Origin of the sequence: Serinibacter arcticus (assembly GCF_003121705.1) — a bacterium.
Classification (GTDB): Bacteria; Actinomycetota; Actinomycetes; order Actinomycetales; family Beutenbergiaceae; genus Litorihabitans.
Window position 1 is genome coordinate 3,736,295 of the sequence record NZ_PYHR01000002.1, and the last position, 24,942, is coordinate 3,761,236.

Here is a 24,942-nt window from a genome sequence, read left to right on the forward strand (position 1 = left end):
ACCAGCCTGCCGCACCGGCGGGGTGCGCCGGTGCGGCTGTGGACGCCGCGGTCACGCGCTGGCGCGGCCGCGCGTGCTGCGGGAGGCCGAGCCGGACGGACCGGCGGCGATCTCGCCCAGGAGGTCGTCCTGGACGCCCTCGGCCTCGAGCGCGGCCTGCTGCTCGGCGCGGTCGCGCTCGATCTCGGCGTCGGTCAGCTCGACGGCGTGGAGGTCGGACTTCTGCGCCGGGACGGCGAGCACCTCCAGCGGCGGCGGGACCTCCAGGGCGGGCTCCAGGCCCTGCAGGGCGCTGAACTTCCGGACCTGCGGGACCACGCGGGCGTCGAGCGAGGACGTCATCTTGTTGAACTGGTCGACCGTGCCGTTGAGCTTGCGCGCCAGCTGGTCGAGGTGGGTGCCGAAGGTGGCGAGGCGCTTGTGCAGCTCGCGGCCGACGGAGAACACCTGGTTGGCCTCGGCGGCGAGCTTCTCCTGGCGCCAGGTGTAGGCGACCGTGCGCAGCAGCGCGACGAGCGTGGCGGGGGTGGCCGGCACGACGTTCCGGGCGAACGCGTACTCCTGCAGCGTCGGGTCCTGCTCCAGGGCGGCGTTGAGGAAGACCTCGGACGGCACGAACATCACTGTGAACTCGGGCGTGGAGTCCAGGTGCGACCAGTACTCCTTGCCTGAGAGCTGGTCGATGTGGGTGCGCATGTGGCGGGCGTGCGCCGCGAGCCGCTTCGCGCGGGTCTGGTCGTCGCGGGCCTCCATCGCCTCGAGGTAGCCGTTGAAGGCGACCTTGCTGTCGACGATGATCTGCTTGCCGTCGGGGAGGGAGACCACGAGGTCGGGACGCAGCTTGCCGCCCTCGAGCTGCACCTGCTCCTCGAAGGAGACGTGCTCGACCATGCCGGCCGCCTCGACGGTGCGGCGCAGCTGCATCTCGCCCCACTGGCCGCGGACCTGCGGGGCACGAAGCGCGTTGACGAGCGCCGACGTCTCGGTGCGCAGCATCTCGGAAGACTCCTGCATGCCGCGGACCTGCTGCGCCAGCGAGGCGTGCGCCTCGAGGCGGGCCTTCTCCGCCGTCGTCATCTCGTCCCGCACCTGGGTGAGGGTCTGGGCGAGCGGCGCGACGAGCTGCTTCACGGCCTCCTCGCGCTTGGCGAGCTCGGCCGCACCCTCACCGTGCGTGCGCTTGAGGCGCTCCTCGGCCTGGGCGAGGAAGGCCTCCGTGTTGGCGGCGAGCGCCTTCTTCGAGAGCGCGTCGAACTCGTCGGCGAGGCGCTTGGTGTCCTCGCGCAGCTCCGCCACCCGCTTCTCGTTGTCGGCCCGGAGCGCCAGGACGGTCTCGGCGTGGCGCTGCTCGAGTGTGCCGACGGCCGTCGCGTGACGCTCCTCGAGGGCCTCGATCGTCGCCGCGTGGCGATCCTCCGCCTCGGCCACGGCACGGGCGCCGCGGCGCTCGGCCTCGCCGACGCGGCCGATGCCGTCGGCCCGGGCCTGCTCGACGGCGGCGTCGGCCGCGGCCCGTGCCTGTTCCACCGCCGTCGCGGACGCCTCGCGGGCCTCCGTGAGCTGCGCCGTCGCCCCCTCCAGCCGGGAGGTGAGGGCCGCGACCTCGGCGGCGGCCGCCGTGCGGGCGGTGGAGGTGCGTCCCTGGGCGAGGAGGTACCCGACGACCGCGCCGACGGCGAGGGCGAGGAGTGCCGCGAGGAGGGTTGCGATGTCCATGACGTCAGTCGATCACAGACCTCCGACATCCACGCGGGCGACGGGCCGGGGGTCCGGGCCCCGAGCACCTAGAATGGCTGCCCGTGGCTCTCACTATCGGCATCGTCGGCCTGCCCAACGTCGGCAAGTCCACCCTCTTCAACGCCCTGACGCGTGCTCAGGTCCTCGCGGCGAACTACCCGTTCGCGACGATCGAGCCCAACGTCGGCGTCGTGCCCCTGCCCGATCCGCGCCTGGACAGGCTCGCCGAGGTCTTCGGGTCCGAGCGCATCGTCCCCGCGACCGTGTCGTTCGTGGACATCGCCGGCATCGTCAAGGGCGCGAGCGAGGGGGAGGGCCTGGGCAACCAGTTCCTCGCCAACATCCGCGAGGCCGATGCGATCTGCCTCGTCACGCGTGCGTTCGCCGACCCCGACGTCGTGCACGTGGACGGTCGCGTCGACGCGCTCTCCGACGTCGACACCGTCGTCACCGAGCTGGTGTTCTCCGACGTCCAGACGCTGGAGAAGGCCATCCCGCGTCTGGAGAAGGAGGTGCGCGGCAAGAAGGCCGAGCCCATCGTTCTCGAGACCGCCCAGAAGGCCCTGGACCTGCTGCTCACCGGCGAGACGGTCGACGCGCACCGCGCCGACTTCGACGCCGACGCCCTCAAGCAGTTCGGCCTCATGAGCGCCAAGCCGTTCATCTATGCCGTCAACACCGACGACGCCGGTCTGCGCGACGCGGACTTCCAGGCCAAGGTGCGCGCGCAGCTCGCCCCGGCCGACGTGATCTTCCTCGACGCGAAGTTCGAGTCCGAGCTCGTCGAGCTCGAGCCCGAGGACGCGGCCGAGATGCTCGCGGACTCCGGTCAGGACGAGCCGGGCCTCGACCAGCTCGCGCGCGTCGGTTTTCACACGCTCGGACTGCAGACGTACCTCACCGCCGGGCCCAAGGAGGCGCGCGCCTGGACCATCGGCCAGGGCTGGACCGCCCCGCAGGCCGCCGGTGTGATCCACACGGACTTCCAGAAGGGCTTCATCAAGGCGGAGGTCATCTCGTTCGACGACCTCGTCGAGGTGGGCTCGGTCGCTGCCGCCCGCGCCGCCGGGAAGGCCCGCATGGAGGGCAAGGACTACGTGATGCACGACGGCGACGTGGTGGAGTTCCGGCATGGAGGAACATCTGGATCGGGAGCCAAGAAGTAGTTGTGGCGGTGAGGCGGGCTGATCTAGCCACGTAGGTCAGTCTCACTACGTGAGCCCCTACTGGTGCCTCCTCAATCGCGTCCGGGTAGCCCGCCGCCTTCCCGCGTTCCGGCGCTTCGGACCGTCTACGCGTAGCCTCGTGACCGTGTCGACTCAGCCCATCCGCGCTGCCGTCTACCTGCGCATCTCACTCGACCGAGCCATGGACGGGCTCGCAATCGAGCGCCAGCGCGAGGACTGCCGCAAGATCGCGGCGGATCGTCGCTGGCAGGTCGTGCAGGAGTACGTCGACCAGTCCAGGTCCGCGACCGACAAGACGAAGAAGCGCCCGGCCTACGACCAGATGGTCGAGGACTTCGACGCCGGTCGCTTCGATGCGATTGTCTGTTACGACCTCGACCGCCTCACACGACAGCCCCGTCAGCTCGAGGACTGGATCGACGCTGCCGAGGACCGCTCGCTGCTGCTGGTCACTGCCAACGGCGAGGCGGACCTGACCACCGACAGCGGCCGGCTGTTCGCCCGCGTGAAAGCCGCCGTGGCGCGCTCGGAGGTAGAACGAAAGTCCGCGCGGCAGTCCCGGGCGCAGGTTCAGCGTGCCGAGCAGGGGAGGGCACCCAAGGGCGTGCGGCCGCTGGGCTACGCGACCGACGGCTCGGTGATCGAGCACGAGGCTGCTGCTGTTCGAGAGCTATACCGCCTCTTCGCCATTCGCGACGGGCCCTCAATCGCGGCCCTCGCAGCAGCGCTCTCGGGTGTCCATCGCGACGACGCTCCGCGCTCGGTGCCGCACCTGCCCAGGCACTCCCGCACGCTCGTGCAGGAGCGCAACCTCCGGCGTGCTCAGGAGGGCGAGACGCTCGCGCCCGTTCCGGACGACGGCCCGTGGACGTCCAGCACCGTCCTGGGGATCCTGCGCAACCCTCGCTACGCCGGTTACTCGGTCTACACCGACAAGAAGGACAGGCGGGACAAGAACAAGCGCCGCAGCTGGTACGCCCAGATCTTGCGCGACCCTGACGGGCAGCCGGTGCGGGCGCAGTGGACGCCGATCGTCGACGATTTCACCTGGCTCAGCGTCCAGGAGCGCTTGGACGACCAGACCCGCGTCACCAACCGCACTGGCAGCACCGCGCGCAAGCACCTGGGGTCGGGCCTCTACCTGTGCGGCATCTGCGACCAGCCGATCACAGCACACTCCCGCGGGTACCGATGTCGGCAGGGCGGACATGTCACGCGCACGCGCGAGCACATCGACCAGTGGGTGCTGACGGTCATCAGGAACCGTCTGGCGGAGCGCGACGTAGCCGACAGCCTCGTCTCTCGCGACGAGCCGAGACTGACTGCCATCCATGCCGAGATCGCCGGCCATCGCGGAAGGGTCAAGCGTGCCCAGAACGACTACGACGAGCAGATCATCGAGGGTCACGACCTCAAGCGGATCCGGGATCGCGAGCTCGAGATGATCGAGTTGCTCGAGACCGAGCGCCGGATGCTGTCCACCAGCACCGAGCTCGGGGGAGTGCTCGACGCGCCCGACCCCGTCGCCGCCTTCGACGACGCCGACCTCGCGATCAAGCGTCGGGTCATCGACTTCCTTTGCACCGTCCGACTCCTGCCGCACCCCCGGGGCCGAAGGGGCTTCGACCCCGAGAGTGTGGTGATCGCGCCGCGAGAGTGAGACGTCGGAGATGCCGGTGGGCACGTCGAGATTGCTGTCGGCCAGTCAGGAGCTTGCTCGGCGATCGCCAATCCCGAGACACCGCCGCACCTCGGGCCACGGTCCGAAAGCCTAGGTGTTGTCCGCGCTGTCGGCTCGACTCGATCGCAGGATCGAGACGATGAGGTCGACCTGCGCCGGTGTTAGAGGTGGCGCATTCTCGGCCTCCTGCGCGCCCGCTGCCCGAAGGTCCGCGATCACACTCGCGGGAGTCGCGTGCGTGCCGGTGGTGACGCGGGGCGCAACGTCACCCTGACGGGCTGGCTTGATGCCCACTGCTACAGCCGCCCTTGGCCGTTGATGTCGTCGTCGTCGGCGGGCGCGACGATCTCGTTTCGACCTGTTGTTGGCCAGTGCTCTCCATCGAAGACTCCCACCTCGGCCACATGATCGGCTCGCGCCTGAAGCCACTCAGCAGTCGCAGGATCGCCGTCCCAATCCTTCGCGGCCAACTCGAGGGCGGCAGACGCAGCCGCGGCCGCGTGCTCCTGCGCGATGAGGCTCATCCGCAAGTAGGAGATGTGATCGTCCCACTCGCGGCTACGACGACGGCGATGATCCGACGGCTGCCATGTCACCGGATCGCCGGACCACCCGCACTCGCACAGCGGTACGCGCCCGTCCAGGACCGCCTCGAGGTCGGGTAGCGCCGGGGTGCCGATCGCCGGGGTGAGCAGCTCCACCAGCCGCTCACGGGCCGCAGTGTCCAGATCCCCGATCGGCGTCCAGCCCAACCACGCGTGACCCGGGGTTCTCACGGGCAAGCCCACCTTGGCAGCCATCGTCTCCTCCTCGCGGTAGCGGTCCTCGAGGCACGAGCGTAGGACGGCGGTCTGACATCCGAAGCACTCCCACGAGCCTCGTGCTGGACATCGTCACGGGGCACTGTCATCCTCGCCAGCCATGGAGTCCAAGCCGCAGTGCGCCGTGATCGGCTGCGCCAGCCAGCGCATGTGGCGACAGATGTGTGAGAAGGATGCCCGCCGGCTGCTGGCTTTGGAGCCGCTGACCGACCCGGTGCGGCCCCTGACCGTTCCGACGACCTGCCCCGAGTGCGGGACGTCCTGGGATCGACCCCGCGGCCAGCAGGCGCGTTACTGCTCGGATGGCTGCCGGACCGAGCGGGCCCGTCGATCAGCAGCCGGGCCCCGTCACCCCCAGCGCGATGCCCAGATCCGTGAAGATGTCGCCGCTGGCGAGCTCATGCGCGAGGTGGGGGCGAGACACGGGATCAGTGCTGATCGGGTGTGGCAGGTCGTCCACGACTGGCGCGGTTCTGCGAGCAGTGGCGACACACCGCCAGCGGCGGTCAGCCCGCGTGCGGGAGAGTTGTCGCCATGACGATGCTGCCTGAGCCGGCTTGCGAGATGGGCTACAGCCTCCAGCAGGTCGAGGACGTCGTCGGTGCGGAACGGCTGCCTGCCTTCCGTGCGTTCATGATGATGCGCGCCCACGCCACCTGTCCCGGGCATGGCGAGGTCTTCTTCCCCTTCGACGTGGGTCAGTTCGTGGAGCGTGTGACCCGTGCTGACGACACCGACCTCAAGGCTCGGCGCGAGGCGATGATCGACATCGTGGCCTCCTGGCATCTCGACGGCTCACGCCCCAACGCCGCCGGCATGGCCATCCTTCGGGACTATGTAGCTGGCGAGATCGATTTCGAGGAGATGTTTCGGCGGATGACCGGCACAGGTCTCTGAGACCCGCCGCCAGCGATTAGTGCACGCCGTCCTGCGAAAGAGTTGTAATCATGACGATGCCGCCTGACCCCGGACGACACCGTGCCGACGACAGCGATCTCGATGCTCGGCGCGAGGCGATGATCGACATCGTGGCGTCCTGGGACCTGGACGGTGCCCGGCCCAGCGAGGCCGGCATGGCGGTCGTCCGGTCTTACGTCGCCGGGGAGATCGACCTCGACGAGATGATCCGGCGGATGGCCAGTACGAACCTCTGAACCGCGACACCAGCACGACGGCAGACGACCCACCGAGCTGGAACTCGATGGGCCGTCGGGGCGATCAGGTCAGATGCCTGGACCGCCGGCACTACCCCTCTGCGCTAACAGAAGGAAAAGCACCCCCGGGACGCTGCCAGAAGGTGCAGCGCCACGTCGAACGTTAGCAACAGTGCTAGACCCGCGTGACAGCGTTCGGCCAGACCCACGCCAGGCCCTTCGCGCTCGTGGTCGTCGATGTAGCGCACGCGCACCTGCGTCTCGGTCCAGGCGACTGCCCATCCTCGGTGCTGGTGCCAACGGCTCCGGTGCGAGTCGATCCAGACGAGGACCTCCACCGGCGTCTCGGCCTCAACCATCCGCTGACCGCGGCGCTGGATCTCGGGAGCCTCGCGTGCAGCGTCACCCATCGGGATGAGTTCACGTCCCGTCTCCCCCCCGGTACTTCCTTCCCTCGCCTGTCACGGCCTGAGACTCGCACAGGGGTGCGACAGACACGCGGTTGTGCTCCAGACTGGACCCATGAGCACGCTCGATCAGGACGACGCGCTGACTACGGAGCAGGCCGCAGTGTTCCTGGGAGTGGCCGAAAAGACGTTGGCGAACTGGCGATCGCTCGGCCAGGGCCCTCCTACATCCGCTACGGCGGCGGCCGGGTCTCCTACGTTCGCAAGGACCTCGTGACCTACCGCGAGGCCAACCGAGTCACGACCACCGGCACGGCCCACTAGCTAGCCCGCGGAAGTCGCCGCTGCGCGATCTGCCCGGGGTCTCAACCTCCAGCTGCCAACGCGCCCGACCCGGAGATCCGGGTCGGGCGCGTTCCCTCGAGCGAGGGCGGCAGGCGGTACGCGCATCGAAGCGCGCTGAGTCGCTGCCGGTCGATCAGGCATGGGGCCCGATCGACCCCAGGGGAGATCGCGGGGCAGCGGGTTCCCTGGGGAGGGTCTGAGTGCTGTCAGTCCTGCACGGCCATCAGTACCGGTGAGGACGCTAGTGCGCATACGCAGCTGGCTGCGTCCCGTCGGGCGCTGTGTCAGTAGTCGCGGACCGCGCGTCAGTAGCGGCCGCAAGCCAGTCACCCTGGTTTTCACCCCGCCGCTGTCTCGATCGATCGCGACGGCGCTTTGAGCACTCTTGACACTCTGCGCTTGCCTTCGCGGCGGTATGGCTGCTGCGCTGCGAGCTGCACTGCCGGTGCGTGCTGCGATCCGGTCCTCGTGCAGTCCGTTCCGCCGAAGAAGGTTCGCCGGTTCGCGTCATATACGAGCCGTTCGTACGTCTAGGAAAACGAGGGGAATCGCTGGTCTCTGGCTGGCTTTCCGTCCTCATGAGTGGCGTCTCGGCCTGCCGATCAGGTCGGGATGCGCTCGACGGTGGGTGCTCCTACGTTGGTAGCGCATCGCCGCGGATGGACGGGGGTGCTCACACCTGAACACCTCAGTGAGGTACCCGCGGGCCTTGGGGGGCACGCGGCGACGAAGGGATTGCCTGTGACTCGATCAGATGGTCTAACGCGCATGGGGGCGCAACGGGGGAGGTCGCGAAGGATCACTGGTGCAGTTGCCGGCGTCCTGGTGGGTCTCATGGTGGTGACCGGGCTGGTGCCCGCCGTCGCCGAGCCACTCGCAGTTCCGAGCGAGACTGCAACAATTACAGACGAGGGTGCGCCTGCGCCTGAGCTTGAGAACGCCGGCGCTGATGCCGGCGGGAGCGCTCCGCAGGACAGCGCCGAGCTCCCCGAGACCGTCGAGGTGGAGTGGACGGCTTCTGACAGCTCGACCACGTCCGAGGGTGAGGCGAGCCGGGACGGTTCGATCGGCATCTCTCCGATGTCCGTTCCCGATCCTCCGGCCGGTAGCGCCGTGCTGACCGTCAAGGTCGGCGGCGACCGTCTGGCTGATGGCTCGGTCCAGGGTCTAGCGGGGGTCGAGCTCGGCCTGTTCGGAACTGGGAGCGCAACCTTCGAGGACTCCAACGCTCCGACTCCCGGGCTCACGGCGATCCAGGGAACGCGCGGCAGCCAGTTCAACTCCGGGTGGTCGTGGACGACGTGCGTCTCGGACGCCGACGGTGACTGCAGCTTCATCATCCCGATCCGCGCCGGTGCCATCTCTGAGACCGGTGTTCCGCAGGACACCCGGTTCTGGGTCCAGCAGATCGGGACGTCTCCCGAGGGCTGGTACTCCAACCCCTCCGCGCGACTGGGTGGCAGCGGTGCTACTCCGGACTTCACCTTCGTGTACCGCTTCCGCACCGACAGCCTCCTGCGAGCTGGGCAGACCTACCGCTCCACCACGCCGCTCCTCCAGAGCACCCCGAACTACCTCAGTCCCGACGTCGGCTTCATGCGCGTGCGTGAGGACAGCAACGCCGAGGGGGGCCAGGCTGCCAACGTCACCCGCACCACGGGCGTGTGGAACCAGTCGCGGGCGAACCCGCCGGCCACGGCGCGCTGCGATCTGGACATCGCGCTCGTCACTGATACCTCCGGCTCCCTCGGCGCGGCGGGCATCGCCAGCGTGAAGAGCGCGATGGGCACCTTCGTGGACGCCTTCCGCGGGACGCCGACCCGGATGTCGCTGTTCTCCTTCTCCACCACCAGCCCCGGATCCGGGGCCATCCCGGCCCCCGGCGTCTCAGCCATCAACTACCCCGACCTGCTGCCGGTGACCACCGCCGCCCAGGCGGCAACGTTCAAGGCCCAGTACGCCAACTGGCTGTCCGGCGGAGGCACCAACTGGGACCGCGGCCTCGCCGCCGCCGCGAACTCGGGCAACACCTACGACCTGGTGATCCTCCTGACGGACGGCAACCCGACCACGTACGGGCCCACCCCCGGCACGGGTGCCAGCGCCTTCAACTCCCACCAGGACATCGACGCCGGCATCTTCTCGGCCAACCAGCTCAAGGCCGCCGGTAGCCGAGTGATCGCTGTCGGCGCTGGCCCGGGCCTGACGCCCGCCAGTGAGCTCAACCTGCGCGCGGTCTCGGGAACGACGGCGGGGTCGGACTACTTCCGGGCCGCCAACTTCGACCAGGCTGCTTCGGTGCTGGCCGGCCTGGCCGGCAACTGTGACGGCGGTATCGAGGTTCGCAAGATGATCGTGCCCGAGGGCGGCACCATCGCCCAGGCAACGCCTGCTCCTGCCGGATGGCAGTTCGACGCCTCCACCACCGCCACGGGCGTCTCGCTGGTCGCGCCGACCACGGCCACCACGGTCGACGGTGGCGACGGTCGGGTCTCCTTCGGCCTGACCTTCGACAGCCCCGTCACCTCGGGGCCGGTTGAGATCCTCGAGACCCAGCAGGACGGCTTCGAGCTCGTGCCCGTGGCCGGGGCGAACGCGGTCTGCCTCAACCCCGAGACCGGTGCACCGGTCTCGGTCACCAACGCCGGTAGTGCTGCCACGCCGGGCTTCTCGGTCGTGGGCCAGGAGGGCGTGCAGCTCACGTGCACGATCTACAACACCCCCGTCTCCGAGCCCGAGCCTGAGCCCGGGTTCGAGCTGACCAAGACGAGCGACCCGGTCTCCGGTACCGCTGTCGCGGGCGGCGACACGATCACCTACACGGTCACCGGCACCAACACCGGTGACACGGTCCTGGACCCGGTGACCATCACCGACGACCTCGCCGAGGTTCTCAACAACGCCACGCTCACGGGCACGCCGACGGCCTCCGCCGGCGCTGCACCGACCGTGACGGACACGACGCTCACCTGGAACGGCACGCTGGCTGTCGGCGGTTCGGTCACGCTGACCTACACCGTCACGCTGGACGAGGACGTGCCCGCGGGCACGATCATCAACAACGTCGCCTCCGGCTCGGCCACGCCTCCCGGCCTGCCACCGATCGAGCCTCCGCCGGTCGAGACCGAGCACCCCGTGCCCGGCTTCGAGCTGACCAAGACCAGCGACCCCGTCTCGGGCACTGCTGTCGTGGCCGGCGACACCATCACCTACACGGTGACCGGTACCAACACCGGTGCCACGGTGCTGGACCCGGTCGTCATCACCGACGACCTCGCCCAGGTGCTGAACAACGCGACCCTGACGGGCACGCCCACCGCCTCGGCGGGTGCTGCTCCGACCGTCGCTGGCACCACGCTGACCTGGAACGGCACGCTCGCCATCGGGGCGTCGGTCACGCTGACCTACACCGTCACGCTGAACGACGACGTCGCTCCGGGGACGATCGTCAACAACATCGCCTCGGGTTCGGCCACGCCTCCGGGGCTGCCGCCGATCACTCCGCCGCCGGTGGAGACCGAGCACCCCGTCCCCGGCCTGTCGGTGACGAAGTCCTCCGACCCGGTCTCCGGGACGCAGGTCCTGCCCGGTGATTCGATCGACTACACGCTGACCTTCACCAACACCGGCGCGACGCCGGTCGCGGTCGACCACCTGGACTCGCTCCTGGGTGCGCTGGACGACGGCACGGTCACCACCGCTCCGACGGCCTCGCCGGCCGGTGCGCTCAACGTGTCCGCCGTCGAGCCCGTCACGGGCTCCTTCACGATCGACGGGACCCTCGCGATCGGCCAGACGGTCACCGTGACCTACACCGTCACCGTGAACGGACCCACGGGACCGTTCGGTGACGGCAACCTGGTCAACGTCCTCCTCGAGGGCGACGTGCCCCCGACCGAGCCGCCCGGGGCGTGCGAGCCGGCGCTGCCCGGACAGATCGCCTGCACCGAGCACCCGATCCCGGGCGCGCTGGTGATCCAGAAGGGCTCCACGCCCTCCTCGGGCACCGCGGTCGAGCTCGGGTCGACGATCTCCTACGCGATCGTCTTCCAGAACACCGGCGGCCAGGCAGTGCCGGTCGATCACACCGACCACCTCCTCGACGTCCCCACGCTGGGCACGATCACCGGCCAGCCGGCATTCATCGGCGGCAACGGCTTCGGCCTGAGCCTGACGGTGGGATCCAACGGCGATGAGTTCACCGTCGCTGGTGATCTCGCTGCTGGTGCGACCGCCACGGTGATCTACAGCGTCACGCTGGTGGACGAGCTGCCCGAGGGCAGCGACGGGGTCTTCAGCAACGTCGTCGTCCCCACCGGCCAGGAGCCCCCGACCGGCCCCTGCGAGCCGGGCGACCTCCTGTGCACCGAGCACCCGATCCCCGGGTTCACCCTGACCAAGACCTCCGACCCCGTCTCGGGAACGGCAGTCCAGGGCGGCGACACCATCACCTACACGGTCACGGGCACCAACACCGGTGCCACGGTCCTGGACCCGGTCGTCATCACCGACGACCTGGCGCAGGTGCTCAACAACGCCGAGCTGACTGGTGACCCGGTCGCCACGGTGAACGGTGAGGCCGCCGAGACCCCCTCGCTCGACGGCACCACGCTCTCCTGGAACGGCAGCCTGGCTGTCGGCCAAACGGTCACGCTGACCTACACCGTCACGCTGGACGCGGACGTGCCCGCGGGCACGATCGTCAACAACGTCGCGTCCGGTTCGGCGACGCCTCCGGGTCTGCCGCCGATCACCCCGCCGCCGGTGGAGACCGAGCACCCCGTGCCCGGGTTCACGCTGACGAAGACCTCCGACCCCGTCTCGGGGACGACGGTCAACGGTGGCGACACCATCACCTACACGGTGACCGGCACCAACACGGGCGCCACGGTCCTGGACCCGGTCGTCATCACCGACGACCTCTCCCAGGTGCTGAACAACGCCGAGCTCACCGGTGCGCCGGTGGCCTCGCTCGGCGGGGCTCCGGTGGTCGAGGGCACGACGATGACGTGGAACGGATCGCTCGCCGTGGGCGAGACGGTCACGATCACCTACACCGTCACGCTGGACGCGGACGTGCCCCCGGGCACGGTCATCAACAACGTCGCCTCCGGTTCGGCGACGCCTCCGGGTCTGCCTCCGATCGAGCCGCCTCCGGTGGAGACCGAGCACCCGGTGCCCGGGTTCACTCTCACCAAGAGCAGCGACCCGGTCTCGGGCACTGCTGTCCAGGGTGGTTCGACGATCACCTACACGGTGACCGGTACGAACACCGGCGCGACGGTTCTCGATCCGGTCGTCATCACCGATGACCTGGCCGCGGTGCTGAACAACGCCGAGCTGACCGGTGAGATCACCGCTTCGGTGGGCGCTGCTCCGGTGCTGGCCGGTACGACGCTCACCTGGAACGGCAGCCTCGCTGCCGGCCAGGCTGTGACGCTCACCTACACCGTCACGCTGGACGCGGACGTGCCCGCGGGCACGGTCATCAACAACATCGCGTCGGGCTCGGCCACGCCTCCGGGTCTGCCGCCGATCGAGCCGCCTCCGGTGGAGACCGAGCACCCGGTGCCCGGGTTCGAGTTCACCAAGACCAGCGATCCCGTCTCGGGGACAACGGTCACCGGTGGCGACACGATCACCTACACGGTGACCGGTACCAACACGGGCGCGACGGTCCTGGAGCCGGTCGTCATCACCGATGACCTCTCCCAGGTGCTCAACAACGCCGAGCTCACCGGTGCTCCGGTCGCGACGGTGAACGGTGAGACGGCTGCAGAGCCGTCCATCGAGGGCACGACGCTCACCTGGACCGGCAGCCTCGCCGTCGGCCAAGCCGTCACGCTGACCTACACGGTGACCGTTGACGCTGACGTGCCCGCGGGCACGGTCATCAACAACGTCGCCTCCGGCTCGGCTACGCCTCCGGGTCTGCCGCCGATCGAGCCGCCTCCGGTCGAGACCGAGCACCCCGTGCCTGGTTTCGCCCTGACCAAGACCAGCGATCCTGTCTCTGGTTCGACGGTCGTCGGTGGCGACACGATCACCTACACGGTGACCGGTACGAACACCGGCGCGACGCTCCTGGACCCGGTCGTCATCACCGACGACCTGGCCGCGGTGCTGAACAACGCCGAGCTGACCGGCGAGGCCACTGCGACGGTGAACGGTGAGGCTGCTGCTGCGCCGTCCCTCGAGGGCACGACCCTCACCTGGACCGGCAGCCTGGCTGCTGGCCAGGCTGTGACGCTCACCTACACGGTCACGCTGGACGCGGACATCCCGGCCGGGACGATCGTGAACAACATCGCGTCGGGCTCGGCAACGCCTCCTGGGCTGCCGCCGATCACCCCGCCCCCGGTCGAGACCGAGCACCCGGTGCCCGGCTTCGAGCTCACCAAGACCTCGGACCCGATCTCGGGCTCGACGGTCGTCGGGGGCGACACCATCACCTACACGGTCACGGGCACCAACACCGGTGCCACGGTCCTGGATCCGGTCGTCATCAACGACGACCTGGCGCAGGTGCTGAACAACGCCGACCTGACCGGCGATCCCGTCGCCACCATCGGGGACGAGACTGCTCCGGCTCCGGTGCTGGAGGGCACCACGCTGACCTGGACCGGCAGCCTGGCCGTCGGTCAGACGGTGACGATCACCTACACGGTGAGGCTGAGCGATGACGTGCCTGCGGGCACGGTCATCAACAACATCGCCTCGGGGTCGGCAACGCCTCCTGGGCTGCCGCCGATCACCCCGCCGCCGGTGGAGACCGAGCACCCGGTGCCCGGCTTCGAGCTCACCAAGACCAGCGATCCTGTCTCGGGTTCGACGGTCCTGGGTGGCAACACCATCACCTACACGGTGACGGGCACCAACACGGGTGCCACGGTCCTGGATCCGGTCGTCATCACCGACGACCTGGCTGCGGTGCTCGACAACGCGGTGTTCAACTCCGACGCCGTCGCCGTGGTCACCGACCAGGAGGCTCTTCAGCTGGACCTGGAGGGCACCACGCTCACCTGGAACGGTTCCCTGGCCGTGGGTGAGTCGGTGACGATCACCTACTCGGTGACCGTGAACGCCGACGCCGCCGGCGCGGTGCTCCACAACATCGCCTCGGGTGAGGGCACGCCTCCGGGTCTGCCGCCGATCACTCCGCCGACGGTGGAGACCGAGCACCCGGTGCCCGGCTTCGAGGTCACCAAGACCAGCGACCCCGTCTCGGGGACTGCTGTTCAGGGCGGCCAGACGATCACCTACACGGTGACCGGCACCAACACGGGCGCGACTGTGCTGGACCCGGTCGTCATCACCGACGACATGGCTGCGGTGCTCAACAACGCGGAGTTCAACCCTGACTCCGTCTCCATGGTCAGCGACGATGCTCCCGGGGCCCTGGTGCTCGAGGGCACCACGCTCACGTGGAGCGGTTCCCTCGGGGTCGGTGGCTCGATCACGATCACCTACTCGGTGACCGTGAACGAGGACGCGGCCGGTGTGTTGATCAACAACATCGCCTCGGGTTCGGCCACGCCTCCGGGCGTTCCGCCGATCACTCCGCCGCCGGTGGAGACCGAGCACCCGGTGCCGCCGGGGCCCACGCCGCCGCCCGTCACGCCGCCGGTGACCCCGCCGGTCACGCCGCCGGTCACGCCGCCGGTCAAGCCCACCCCGCCGCTGGCCCACACGGGTGCAGCAGTGACCACGGTCGGTATCGCTGCGCTCCTGCTCCTGGGAGCCGGCGGAACGATCCTGGTGGCGCGACGTCGCCGAGGAGAGACGCAGTCCTCATAGCAGGGGGACTGACAGGACCCCTGGGGCGCGTGGCGGAGAGCCGCTGCGCGCCCCAGGTGGGTCATAGAATCTGGGCAAGCCCAGTGCATGGGCAACGAGCCACCCACGCTCTGCGGGGGTAGCCCAGGACGATCAGCAGGCGAGCCCCTCACTCGCTTGACGTCCCGGGAGTGCGGCTCACCAGCCCCCCTGGCGGCCGCACAGCGAAGGCCCCCGGCATCCAGCCGGGGGCCTTCGTCGTACCTGCGGGCGCTGCGCAGGCGCAGAACTGATGCCGCGCGTCAGGCGTTTGCCTTGGGGAGATCGAGCTTCTGAACCACCTGGTCTGCCAGGTCGCGGAGCTTGATGTTGTGGTTGTTGGAGTACCGCTTCAGCACCGCGAAGGCCTGCTCCTCGGTGAGCTTGTGTCGCTCCATCAGAATGCCTTCGGCCTGACCGATTCGCTTGCGACCGTCCAGTGCCAATGTCAGGCCCTCGACCTCGATCGATGAGGCCAGTGCGAACGCGGCGTGCCGGGTCAGCAGGTGTGCGAACTCCACGTCGCTGGAGGAGAAGTCCCGGGGCTGCGTCCAGAAGAGGTTCAGAGAACCGATCCGGTGGCCGTTCGCCTGGCCCGGGAGGTCTGTTCCCAGTGCGCTGCGCAGGCCCAACTCGACAGCACGGGGTGCCCACAGCGGCCACCGCTCGTCGGCAGCCAGGTCCTGAGAGACGAAGGAGTCTCCCTGCAGGGCGCTGTCGTGGCAGGGGCCCTCGTTCAGCTCGTGCTGCAGCCGATCGGCTTCCTCGACCAGGGGATCGGTGGGGGCCACGGTCTGAAACTGGCGACGCTGCTTGATGAGTGTGATGCCGGCGTAGTCGGCGTCGAACTGCTGACAGGCGAATTGCACGACCTCGGCAGCCGTATGGGTGGTGTCGGGGGCCTGGTGGAGCCGCACGACGAGTTCGGCGAGCTCCCGCGCCAGTGAGTTGTCAGACATGAGTGAAGCCTCTCGGGTGCAAAGTCGGGTCACCAACGACCCCGACGGCTCGAGTTTAGAGCGATGGTGATCGTGGTCTCAGAAACCTGGCGGGCGTAGCGTTGAGGGTGTCCTCAGTGACGACGGGATCCGTGAGGAGCGGTGGCAGTGAACGACCTTCCTGCACACGAGCGCAAACGAATCCTCGCGGGCCTGGCCACCACGCTCGCGGCGCTTCCTCTGGATCAGCCGCAGCCTTGGCGGCTAGGGGAGGCGTTGCGGCTGATGGTGGGTGCCGACGGAGTAGCGCTCACCGTGGACTACCTCACAGATGGCAGAACCACCATCTGCGCGAGCGACGAGCTGGCCAACACGCTCGAGAGTCTGCAGGAAGTTGCGGGCGAGGGTCCCGGCTATCAGGCAGCGCGGTTGGAGGCCTTCGTCCTGGTTGATCTCGCTTCCGAGGCCGAGAAGCGCTGGCCGCGACTTGCTCAGGCGCTTCACAAGCAAAGGATCAGACAGGTCAGTCTGTGTGCCGTTCCCCTTCACCTCGATGGGCTCAGAGGGGTCGCCACCGTCTACACCGGACTCGGCGAGCCGCTAGCCGAGCGCCCGGACCAGGTCGCGTTCCTGGCCAATGCACTGGGGCCGGCGCTGCTGGAGGATGCGGCCCGCCAGCCCGAGGGTCGCCCGCACGCGAGCAGCACCTGGGGCTCGCGCACAGTCGTCCATCACGCGACCGGGATGGTGATGGCGCAGGCCGACCTCGCCTCTCAGGACGCACTGGCGCTCCTGCGTGCGCGGGCCTACGTTGCTGACGCCCGCGTCGACCAGGTCGCCGCAAGTGTCGTGAGTGGGGAGCTCGACTTCAGCAACGGAAGAGACTGACACCGGCCCCGCTGCACGCAGGGATGCCGTGCTGCGGTAGCGGCACTGGCAGGTGTCCAGGGGGGCGGGGTACTTTCTACCTGCTCGAGTCTTGCCCTCTGCAGGCTCGGCACAGACCTGTCCCGGCGTGCCCTTACACGCCGGGACAGGTCGCTTCTCCACACAGACCGAGCAACGTGGCTGGCTCTGTCACCAGGCTGCTTGCCGGCCCAGAAGTTCTGGGAGAAGGGGCCAGCTAGGCCCCGGTCGCCAGCCCTGTGCGTTGGAGTGCGCACGCCCCCTCGCTCGACGAGGGAGATCAATCAGTACTCGCAGCGCCGGGGTAAGTAGTGGCAGTAGCGCTCCGCAAGGAGCCGGGAGCTCCCGGCTAGGGTCGATCGCGTGCACCCCGTCCGCCTTTCTGACGTCCCGGGCGTCGTGTGGACGCTGGCGCAGGCCTACGCCCCCAGCTCCAAGGGGCTGAAGAAGTTCCTGGCCGCCTTCGCGGTGCCTCTCTGGCTGGTCGCGATGCTCCTGCCCGGCTATCTCCACCACCAGCGCAGGGTCGTGGTCCGGGTGGCGCGACGCGGTGCCCGCGGCGCAGGACCACTGCTGGGCCGTATCGCGCTGGTGCTCGTGGTGATGATCGCGCTCGTGCCGCTGGCGTCCGCCTCGGACCTAGGAGCCGCCATCGTCCTGACAGTCCTGGCGATCGGCTGGCTCGCGATGGTCTCGGGGCTGCTGGTGCTGCTGCCTCACACGATCGAATCGCTCAGCTCGGTCGGCCGCGTCGCTTCGTCTCGGCAGGACAGGAAGGCCGACCGCGCGCGGCTGCGCGAGGCGCGCTGGACCGTGGATTCGGCAGCGTCGCTGGAGCCGATCGGCGGCGTGCTGATGATGCGCTCTCATCTCGATGCTGCGCTGCCCTCGGGCGACGTCGCTGCCGTGCGGGCTGCGACGAGGAAGCACGCCGGCGTCTACCGCCGGCTGGGATTCGTGCCCCTGGTCTCGCAGCCCCAGGTGCTGACGTACCGCGTGCTGTGAGCCAGCGTGCCGAGATTCATCAGCAGGCAGTCGTTACCCTGAACGCAGAAGCCCACGCCATCGGCGTGGGCTTCTCGAGTTGGTGCTCGAAGCAGTTTCTCAGCTGCAGCTACCGACGGGAACGGTACCCCCAACCTTGCGCCGCCGCATGGCGATGGTGCCCCCGGCATGCCAGGTCCAGGCGGATCGCAGCGAGCAGAGCCAGCAACGCCGCAGGGTCACAGGAGGTTTCGCTCCTGTGACCCTGCGGCGCTTGGCGTGCTAGGTGATCACACAGCCGTGGTGCGGCTGCGCTTGCGGTGAGCCGCGGTCAGTGCGACTCCGCTGGCCAGCAGCAGGGCTGCTGCTCCGATGGCTCCGGCGACCGTCGCGCCCGTCTCCGGAAGGCTGGAGGCGGCCGCCGGGACGATGGGCGACTTGGTGCTGGAGGGAGGCGAGGTGACGGTCCCACCCTCCGGCGGAGTGCCCGTGGCGATGGCCGTGTTGCTGAGCTCGAGGGAGCGCAGGTCCTCGCGTGTGACGGTGTAGGTCGCGGAGAAGGTCTGCGACTCACCCGGGCTGAGGGTGACGGCCGCCGGCGTCAACGCGCCCAGCTCGCCCGTACCCGAGAACTGGGTCTCCACCGGGGTGACGCCGTTCAGCGTGACGTTGCCGGTGTTGGTGACCACGAAGGAGTAGGTCACGACCTGACCCGCCCTGGTGACCTTCTCGGTGTCGGAGGACTTCACCACGGCCAGCGCAGGGCTGGGCGTGCCGGGGATGGTGACCTCGGACGGGGGAACGGGCGGCAGTTCGGTCCCGGGCGGCGGGGTGCCGGTGGCGGTGGCGGTGTTGGTCAGCTCGCCGGCGTCCACGTCGGCCTGGGTGACCGTGTAGATCGCGGTGAACGTCGCGGACTGACCAGCGACCAGCGTCGCGGTCGCCGGGGTCAGGGCACCGAGGACGCCGGTGCCGGAGAAGTCCAGCTCCACCGGCGCGGCGTCGGTGATCGTGACGTTGCCCGTGTTGGTGACCACGAAGGAGTAGGTGACCTCCTGGCCGGCGGCGGTGATGACCTCGGTGTCGGAGGACTTGACCACCGTCAGCGCGGGGTCGGGCAGCGAGGGGATCTCCACCGTCGAGGGCGGAGCCTCGGTCGGCGGACCCACGGGCGGAGTCCCCGTGGCCGTGGCGGTGTTGGTGGTGCTGCCACGATCCACATCGGCCTGCGTGAGGGTGTAGGTGGCCGTGAACGTCGTGGACGCAGCCGGAGCCAGCGTCGCGACCGAGGCGGGCGTGAGAGGTCCGAGCTCACCGGTGCCGTCGAACGCAGTCTCGTTGACGACCACGTCGGCCAGGGTCACGTTGCCGGTGTTGGTGACCACGAAGGAGTAGGTGACCTCCTGACCGACCACGTAGGAGGCCTCGTCTGCGGGATCCACCGACTTCACGACCGTCAGCGCAGGGCTGGGCAGCGAGGGGATCTCGACCGTGGAGGGCGGGGCCTCGACCGGCGGGCCGACCGGCGGTGTGCCCGTGGCGGTGGCGGTGTTGGTGGTGCTGCCACGGTCCACATCGGCCTGGGTGAGGGTGTAGGTGGCCGTGAACGTCGTGGACTCAGCCGGCGCGAGGGTGGCGACCGAGGCGGGCGTCAGGGGCCCGAGCTCACCGGTGCCGTCGAACGCGGTCTCGTTGACGACGACGTCGGTGAGGGTGACGTTGCCGGTGTTGGTGACCACGAAGGAGTAGGTGACCTCCTGGCCCACGCCGTAGGAGAGCTGATCGGCGGGGTCCACCGACTTCACGACCGTGAGCGACGGGTCTGCGACGGGGTGGCTGGTGCACGTGGTATCGCCCGTCTCGCAGGAGGCGGGGGGCGTGGTGCCGGTGGGGATGACGTAGTTGGTCAGGACGCCGTCGCCGGTGGCGGGGTCGTTGACCGTCACGGCGTAGGTGATCGTGGACTCGCCACCGGCAGGGATGAGGCCCGTGATGCGGAAGCTGCCGTCCGTGACGGGGGCGATGGTCAGCGGGCTGCCGGCGGAGACGACGGGCGCGGAGGTGATCTCGGCGTCGTCCAGGACGGCCGTGAGGTCGTCGGTCTGATCCACCGCGGCGGGGGCCGTGCCGTTGATGTTGGACAGCGTGATCGAGTAGGTCACGGTCTGACCCAGCTCCAGCAGCGTGCCCGAGGGCGGCGTGGAGGTCTTGGTGATGTTCAGCTCCGAGCACAGGCCGCTGTCCTGCTGTGAGGTCGCGCCGAAGAACTCCAGCCCCGTGACGGCGAGCGCGGTCACGGCCACCGGAGCGGTGGACGCAGCCGTGGGCACGTCGTTGATCTCGTAGAGGGTTCCCTCTGCGCCGGCCAGGTAGACGTTCCCGCCGCTCTGGGCCGCACCGAAGGAGACCGGCACCGTGCCGACGTTGGTCACTGTGAAGTCCGGGGCGATACGGAACAGCGAGCTGCCGAACTGGCCCAGGCCGATGGCCAGCAGGTCGCCGTCGGGCAGGGAGAGGAAGTCGCCCGCGGAGCCGAAGCCCTCGGGGAACGAGGCTCCGAACTGGGTGGCGACACCGGTGATCGGGTTGATCCGGTAGATGCGCTGAGAGGTCTCCGTACCGCTGGGAGCTGCGCCGACCAGGAGGTCCCCGTCGGGGAGAGCGCTGAGGGCGTTGATGAAGTAGCCCGCGGTGGGCAGGCCGACCACGGCAACCGACCCCAGCTCGGCCCCGGTCTCGGGGTCGAACGTGAAGACGGAAGCGCCGTCGTCGAGGATCCCGTACATCACCAGGCCGTCGGCGGAGAAGGCGATGTCGGTGTAAGCGGCCTCGGTGGGGGCGCTGTTGAGGAGCTCACCCGTGGGGGAGTACCGGTTGATCACGGGGGTCGCGCCACCGGTGTTGACGTAGATGTCACCCGGCTCGCAGATCGGGGCGGCGTTCGCCGAGGGAACAGGCAGAAGCACATTCATGGCCGCAAACATCGAGGCGACCAGAGCGAAGATCGCCAGAATTGATGTTCTTCGGGTTAAGCGGCCCGGGCCGCGTCCCAGTTCGACGGATGGATTCTGGGAAGAAAGCATTGACACCCCACGGTTGGCTATCAGCGTCCCGTGCAGTGAACGACGAGCGCCGGGTTGGCGTAGAGGAGCCAAGCCGACGCCCCCACGTGCCGCCCACCGTACAGGCTCGTAGACGAGGGCGCACATGGTGCGGCTGCGACCCGGGAGAGTCAACGTCCGCGCCAATGATCGGACAGCGTTGCGCCTTGGCAGACCGCACACCACGGCGCTATTGCTAGAGCGATCTGCGGCGACTTGTGCATCAATTGACTACTCTTGATACCTAGGAGCAGCGGAAATCCTATGGTGGGGCGCTTGGAAGTCGGGCGGAGCGATGTGCCCTTGTGGCCTAGCCGGGACCTGAATGACCGATGCAGCGGCTGACGTAGCGTGTTTCGATGACGACACGACGACGACACCTGTCCCCGCCTGTGTTCGCCGCGACGATCGGCGCTCTTGCCGTGGCGGTCGCAGGATGCTCTGGCCCGGCCGAGCCCGATGAGCCGACCCTCGACGGGGCCATCGAGGCTGGTAGTTCGCTGATCGATGGTGAGTCGCGGATTCAGGACGTCCTCATCACGCCCCACCCCGGCCGCGGCGGGGCCACCTTCGAGGTCCCGGGATCAGAGCTGGGGAGGTTCTTCAAGATGTCATGCCTCGGTGAGGGCGAGGTGACCCTGCGCGTCAACGGGGGCGACCGAACCACCGAGCAGCGTTGCGATGACGGCACCATCGGGATGGGCTTGGGCACTGATGGTGATGGGGCTGTCATCGACAACCAGACCCCGGTCGAGGTGCAGCTCCTCGCCGCTGACGACGTCTACTGGGTCGCGACCACCTTCACCCAAACAGCACCCTGATCAGCACGCCCGGGCCCGTGGTCACGTCCGACAAGTTTGCTACACCAGTGGCCGTCGAGACGGCGGCTCGTCTTCGCGCACGGGACCGTTCTAGAGGGGCGGCATCGCGACCGACTAGGACTGGGGGTTGCTGCTCTGCTTCTTGACGGTCGGGATCACCCGGCTGGCAACGATCTGGGCGGCCACGATCCGCACCTTGGTGTTGGAGTTGACCGAGATGCGATGGATAGCGGCGAAGGCGTGCTCGGCGTCGACCCCGAAGCGCTCCATCACGATGCCCTGGGCCTGGCCGATGATGTGGCGGGAGGCCAGGGCCTGCTCGAAGGAGTCCAGAAGGCGGGCCTGGTTCAGGGCGATGCCTGCGTGGGAGGCGTACAGCGCAGCCAGATCCAGCTTCGCGGTGTTGTCGAAAGCGTCGCGCGCAGATGAGTACAGCGTCAACGCCGCCACGGGCTTGCCCGCGAGGGTGAAGTGCAGGCTGACGGCGGAGTTGAGCCCGAGTGCTGCGGCTCGTGGTCCCCACCTGGGCCACCGCTCGTCCTGGCCCAGGTCCCCGCTGCGGTACCAGGTCTCGCATCCGAACGCGTCGACGGTCGGACCTTCGCCGAGCTCGTACTGCAGATCATCTGCTTGAGCGGCGGTGGGAGAGCTGGATGCCAGCGAGATGAAGCTGCCGTGCAGCTGGACGGTGAGGCCGGCGTGGGTGGCGTCGTCGACGTACTCGATCGCGCTGGAGATGATGCGATTGACCGTGTCGACCAGGCCCACGGTGTTCTGCAGGTCCACGGCCCGCTTCGCCAGGTCGTCGGCGTCGTTGGGAAGATCCATCCGACCTCCTCGACGATCTGGGTCCGCCGGTCCAGACGTTCCGGCAGCTCGTGGGTGGCCTGCCAGGCTACCGAGAATGGACGATCTCCGCCCGGGAGAACGAGCCGCCCGGACGGCGGAGATCCGTGGTCTCGAGAGTTGCACGGATGCTCGGCTGAGCCTCGAACGCCAGACGGGGCCCCGGGAAACCCGGGGCCCCGTCTTGGGTGATCAGGCGCGCTGGGTCAGAGGCTCTGGCCCTGCAGACGACGGCGACGCGCGAGGGCGAGCCCCACGAGACCGGCCGCCAGAAGACCCCCGGCGGCGCTGATCAGCGATGCAGCCGATCCCGCTCCGGTGTCGGCCAGTGAGCCGCCTGTGCCGGTAGTGGCGCTGCTGGTTGTCGGGGAGTCACCAGCCGGCGCGGTCGTCTCGGTCGTAGGAGTCGAGGCGCTCTCCGAGGGCGACTCGGTGACGGTGACAACCGTGCTGGCAGTGTTAGTGAGCTCCACCTGGGCCACAGCGTCGCCGGCGACGGTGAACGTGTCGGTCTCGATCCCGTCGATGACGAAGACGGGCTCGCCCCAGTTGATGTCGGCGATCACGGGCAGGCCGGTCTCGACCAGGGTCACGGTGGCACCCTCCGGAAGATCGGTGACGGCGGTAGGCGTGCCATCAGCCAGCACCTCGAGCTGCCCGGCGGGCTGGCCGTCGACGGAGTAGCTGACCGTGAAGCTGGTGTCGGCCGCCACCTGAGCGGCGGCGTCACCCGTGACCTGCTTGGCGAGCTGGAAGCTCCCGGTGGCGATCGCCTCTGCGAAGGAGACCTGCGCCGAGCCGACCACAGGGCCAGCTTGCGTCGTCTCGAAGGTCGCGAAGACCTGGCAGGCGATGGCGTCGGTCCCGGGCGAGCTGGACCAGGTGATGTGCTGCATCGAGGCAGACTCGGCGCTGAGCTCAAGGCTGACCTGGCTTCCGGCCGGTCCAGTGACGCACAGCGTGATGGTGACGGGGCTGGAGGGGTCGGTGCCGCTCACGGTCAGGATGCCGTCGGTGATCGAGCCGGGGCCCTCGCACACGGCCACCGTCGCTTGGTCGGCACCGGTACCGGTCGAGGAGAGCACGATGGGCTGCTCCAGGACGTTGGTGGTGACGGTGATCTCGGCGGTCTCACCTGCCATGACGGGCTCCGTACTGGTGGCGGCCACCTCGAGCACAGCCTCCTCCGGGACCTGAGCCAGGATGGCGGCCTGCTGCTCGGGGCCCATGTTCTGGGCGCAGAACTCCGCAGCGGCCGGGTCCCCGGCCAGCAGATCGAGATCGCTGACGCACCACACCAGCTGCTGACGCGTGGCGCGAGTGCTGACATCGGCGTCGGAGGCCGTCGAGCTGAAGTAGCCGGTGTTCTCGATCGTCACCGCCATCTCGTGGGTGAGGATGTGGGCGATCACCGTCTCCTGCTCACGCGTGAGGCGCTCGTTCCCGTCGAGCCAGACGTACCCGGGAATCGGGGTGCTGCCCTGGGCGATCTCGCCCTCGGCCGTGGTCCCCGCGCAGACCTCGTTGCGCGCGTCGGTGCAGTACATCCACTCCGAGACCGGGCCAGTGCCTTCGACGAACCGCACGCCGCAGACCGGAGCACTGGTGTCGGGATCATTGTCACCGAAAGAGTTGTACAGGGGCACGACGTTGCCCTCGTTGTACTCCGCCAACCGCTGACCCCACACGCGCAGCAGGTCGAACTCCACGGCCGTTGCCGGATCCAGCGCCGTCGCTCCGACACAACGATCAGCGGTGAACTCGCCCACGGGCGGCTGAGGCTGCTGGCCAACGGCCTGGGCCGAGGGCTGCAGCAGGACGAATGAGGCGAGCACGACGGCCAGCACAGCAGCAGCCGAGACCAGTCGTCGAAGAGAGCTGCGCGGATCCCGGCGTCGGGCGAGCGCGAAGGCAGCAGACATGAGTGTTTCCCCCTGAGGTGTACGTGTGAGCGCCCACCAGCTGTCCGCGGCGGCGCGCTACCACCGTAGGAGACTCGTCTATGAGATGCACCTCGCCCTACCGCCCGGCGCGTCACATGCGCACCGTACAGCCGTGCAGCACTCCGCGCCGGTCGATCTCACGGCCCTGCGCCAGCACGCGGATGTAGCTCACGTGTCTCTGGTAACGGCGTTTCTCAGGGCTAGCCGGTGGCCCACCCTCGCGTGACACGGTCAGCGCCATGGACGCGCTCTGGCT

At 68.9% G+C, this 24,942-nt stretch carries 14 protein-coding genes; 8 read left to right on the forward strand and 6 right to left on the reverse strand.

Translation table 11 applies throughout. The features are described 5' to 3' along the window. Window positions 1–51: 51 nt before the first annotated feature. The gene (gene rmuC, locus C8046_RS16640) at window positions 52–1,716 is read right to left on the reverse strand and encodes a DNA recombination protein RmuC (protein ID WP_109230405.1); all 1,665 of its coding nucleotides are present in this window, start codon (window positions 1,714–1,716) and stop codon (window positions 52–54) included. 83 nt (window positions 1,717–1,799) lie between these two features. Here rmuC and ychF point away from each other — a divergent pair, with 83 nt between their 5' ends. Beyond that, window positions 1,800–2,903: a redox-regulated ATPase YchF gene (ychF, locus tag C8046_RS16645; protein ID WP_109230406.1), complete on the forward strand. Its 1,104-nt coding sequence runs from the start codon at window positions 1,800–1,802 to the stop codon at window positions 2,901–2,903. 145 nt (window positions 2,904–3,048) lie between these two features. After that, window positions 3,049–4,584 carry a recombinase family protein gene (locus C8046_RS16650; protein WP_235866373.1) on the forward strand — a complete coding sequence of 512 codons (1,536 nt, stop codon included), beginning with the start codon at window positions 3,049–3,051 and terminating at the stop codon, window positions 4,582–4,584. Window positions 4,585–4,901: 317 nt separating this feature from the next. On the opposite strand, the gene C8046_RS16655 is transcribed toward C8046_RS16650, so the two are convergent. Then, window positions 4,902–5,405, reverse strand: a complete 504-nt coding sequence (locus C8046_RS16655) for a hypothetical protein (RefSeq protein WP_109230407.1) — start codon at window positions 5,403–5,405, stop codon at window positions 4,902–4,904. Window positions 5,406–5,960: 555 nt separating this feature from the next. On the opposite strand from C8046_RS16655, the gene C8046_RS16660 reads away from it, so the two are divergent. The 3 genes from C8046_RS16660 (at window position 5,961) to C8046_RS16670 (ending at window position 15,129) form a co-directional block, all read left to right on the forward strand. Continuing rightward, complete coding sequence (locus C8046_RS16660; protein ID WP_109230408.1) at window positions 5,961–6,323, forward strand: antitoxin VbhA family protein; 363 nt, start codon at window positions 5,961–5,963, stop codon at window positions 6,321–6,323. 50 nt (window positions 6,324–6,373) lie between these two features. Continuing rightward, window positions 6,374–6,580, forward strand: a complete 207-nt coding sequence (locus C8046_RS18190; protein ID WP_146197196.1) for an antitoxin VbhA family protein — start codon at window positions 6,374–6,376, stop codon at window positions 6,578–6,580. Window positions 6,581–8,166: 1,586 nt separating this feature from the next. Beyond that, window positions 8,167–15,129, forward strand: a complete 6,963-nt coding sequence (locus tag C8046_RS16670) for a beta strand repeat-containing protein (RefSeq protein WP_158277249.1) — start codon at window positions 8,167–8,169, stop codon at window positions 15,127–15,129. Window positions 15,130–15,410: 281 nt separating this feature from the next. Here the strand turns inward: C8046_RS16670 and C8046_RS16675 are convergent, their stop codons facing one another. After that, window positions 15,411–16,106, reverse strand: coding sequence for a GAF and ANTAR domain-containing protein (locus C8046_RS16675; RefSeq protein WP_109230411.1), 696 nt, complete (start codon window positions 16,104–16,106; stop codon window positions 15,411–15,413). Between the two features lie 141 nt (window positions 16,107–16,247). Between C8046_RS16675 and C8046_RS16680 the strand changes: the two genes are divergently transcribed. Together C8046_RS16680 and C8046_RS16685 are read left to right on the forward strand one after the other, a co-directional pair. Next, window positions 16,248–16,973, forward strand: coding sequence for an ANTAR domain-containing protein (locus C8046_RS16680; protein ID WP_216628980.1), 726 nt, complete (start codon window positions 16,248–16,250; stop codon window positions 16,971–16,973). Window positions 16,974–17,354: 381 nt separating this feature from the next. Beyond that, entirely contained in the window at window positions 17,355–17,996 is a 642-nt protein-coding gene (locus C8046_RS16685; protein WP_109230413.1) for a hypothetical protein, read from the forward strand. A gap of 269 nt (window positions 17,997–18,265) precedes the next feature. On the opposite strand, the gene C8046_RS16690 is transcribed toward C8046_RS16685, so the two are convergent. Further along, entirely contained in the window at window positions 18,266–20,947 is a 2,682-nt protein-coding gene (locus tag C8046_RS16690; RefSeq protein WP_158277250.1) for a DUF7507 domain-containing protein, read from the reverse strand. Between the two features lie 488 nt (window positions 20,948–21,435). On the opposite strand from C8046_RS16690, the gene C8046_RS16695 reads away from it, so the two are divergent. After that, window positions 21,436–21,897 (forward strand): hypothetical protein, encoded by a 462-nt coding sequence (locus C8046_RS16695; protein WP_146197197.1) that lies wholly within the window; start codon window positions 21,436–21,438, stop codon window positions 21,895–21,897. Between the two features lie 114 nt (window positions 21,898–22,011). Here C8046_RS16695 and C8046_RS16700 read toward each other — a convergent pair whose 3' ends face one another. Next, window positions 22,012–22,725 (reverse strand): GAF and ANTAR domain-containing protein, encoded by a 714-nt coding sequence (locus tag C8046_RS16700; protein WP_109230416.1) that lies wholly within the window; start codon window positions 22,723–22,725, stop codon window positions 22,012–22,014. Window positions 22,726–22,949: 224 nt separating this feature from the next. Beyond that, the gene (locus C8046_RS16705) at window positions 22,950–24,665 is read right to left on the reverse strand and encodes a DUF5979 domain-containing protein (protein WP_109230417.1); all 1,716 of its coding nucleotides are present in this window, start codon (window positions 24,663–24,665) and stop codon (window positions 22,950–22,952) included. Window positions 24,666–24,942 lie beyond the last annotated feature (277 nt).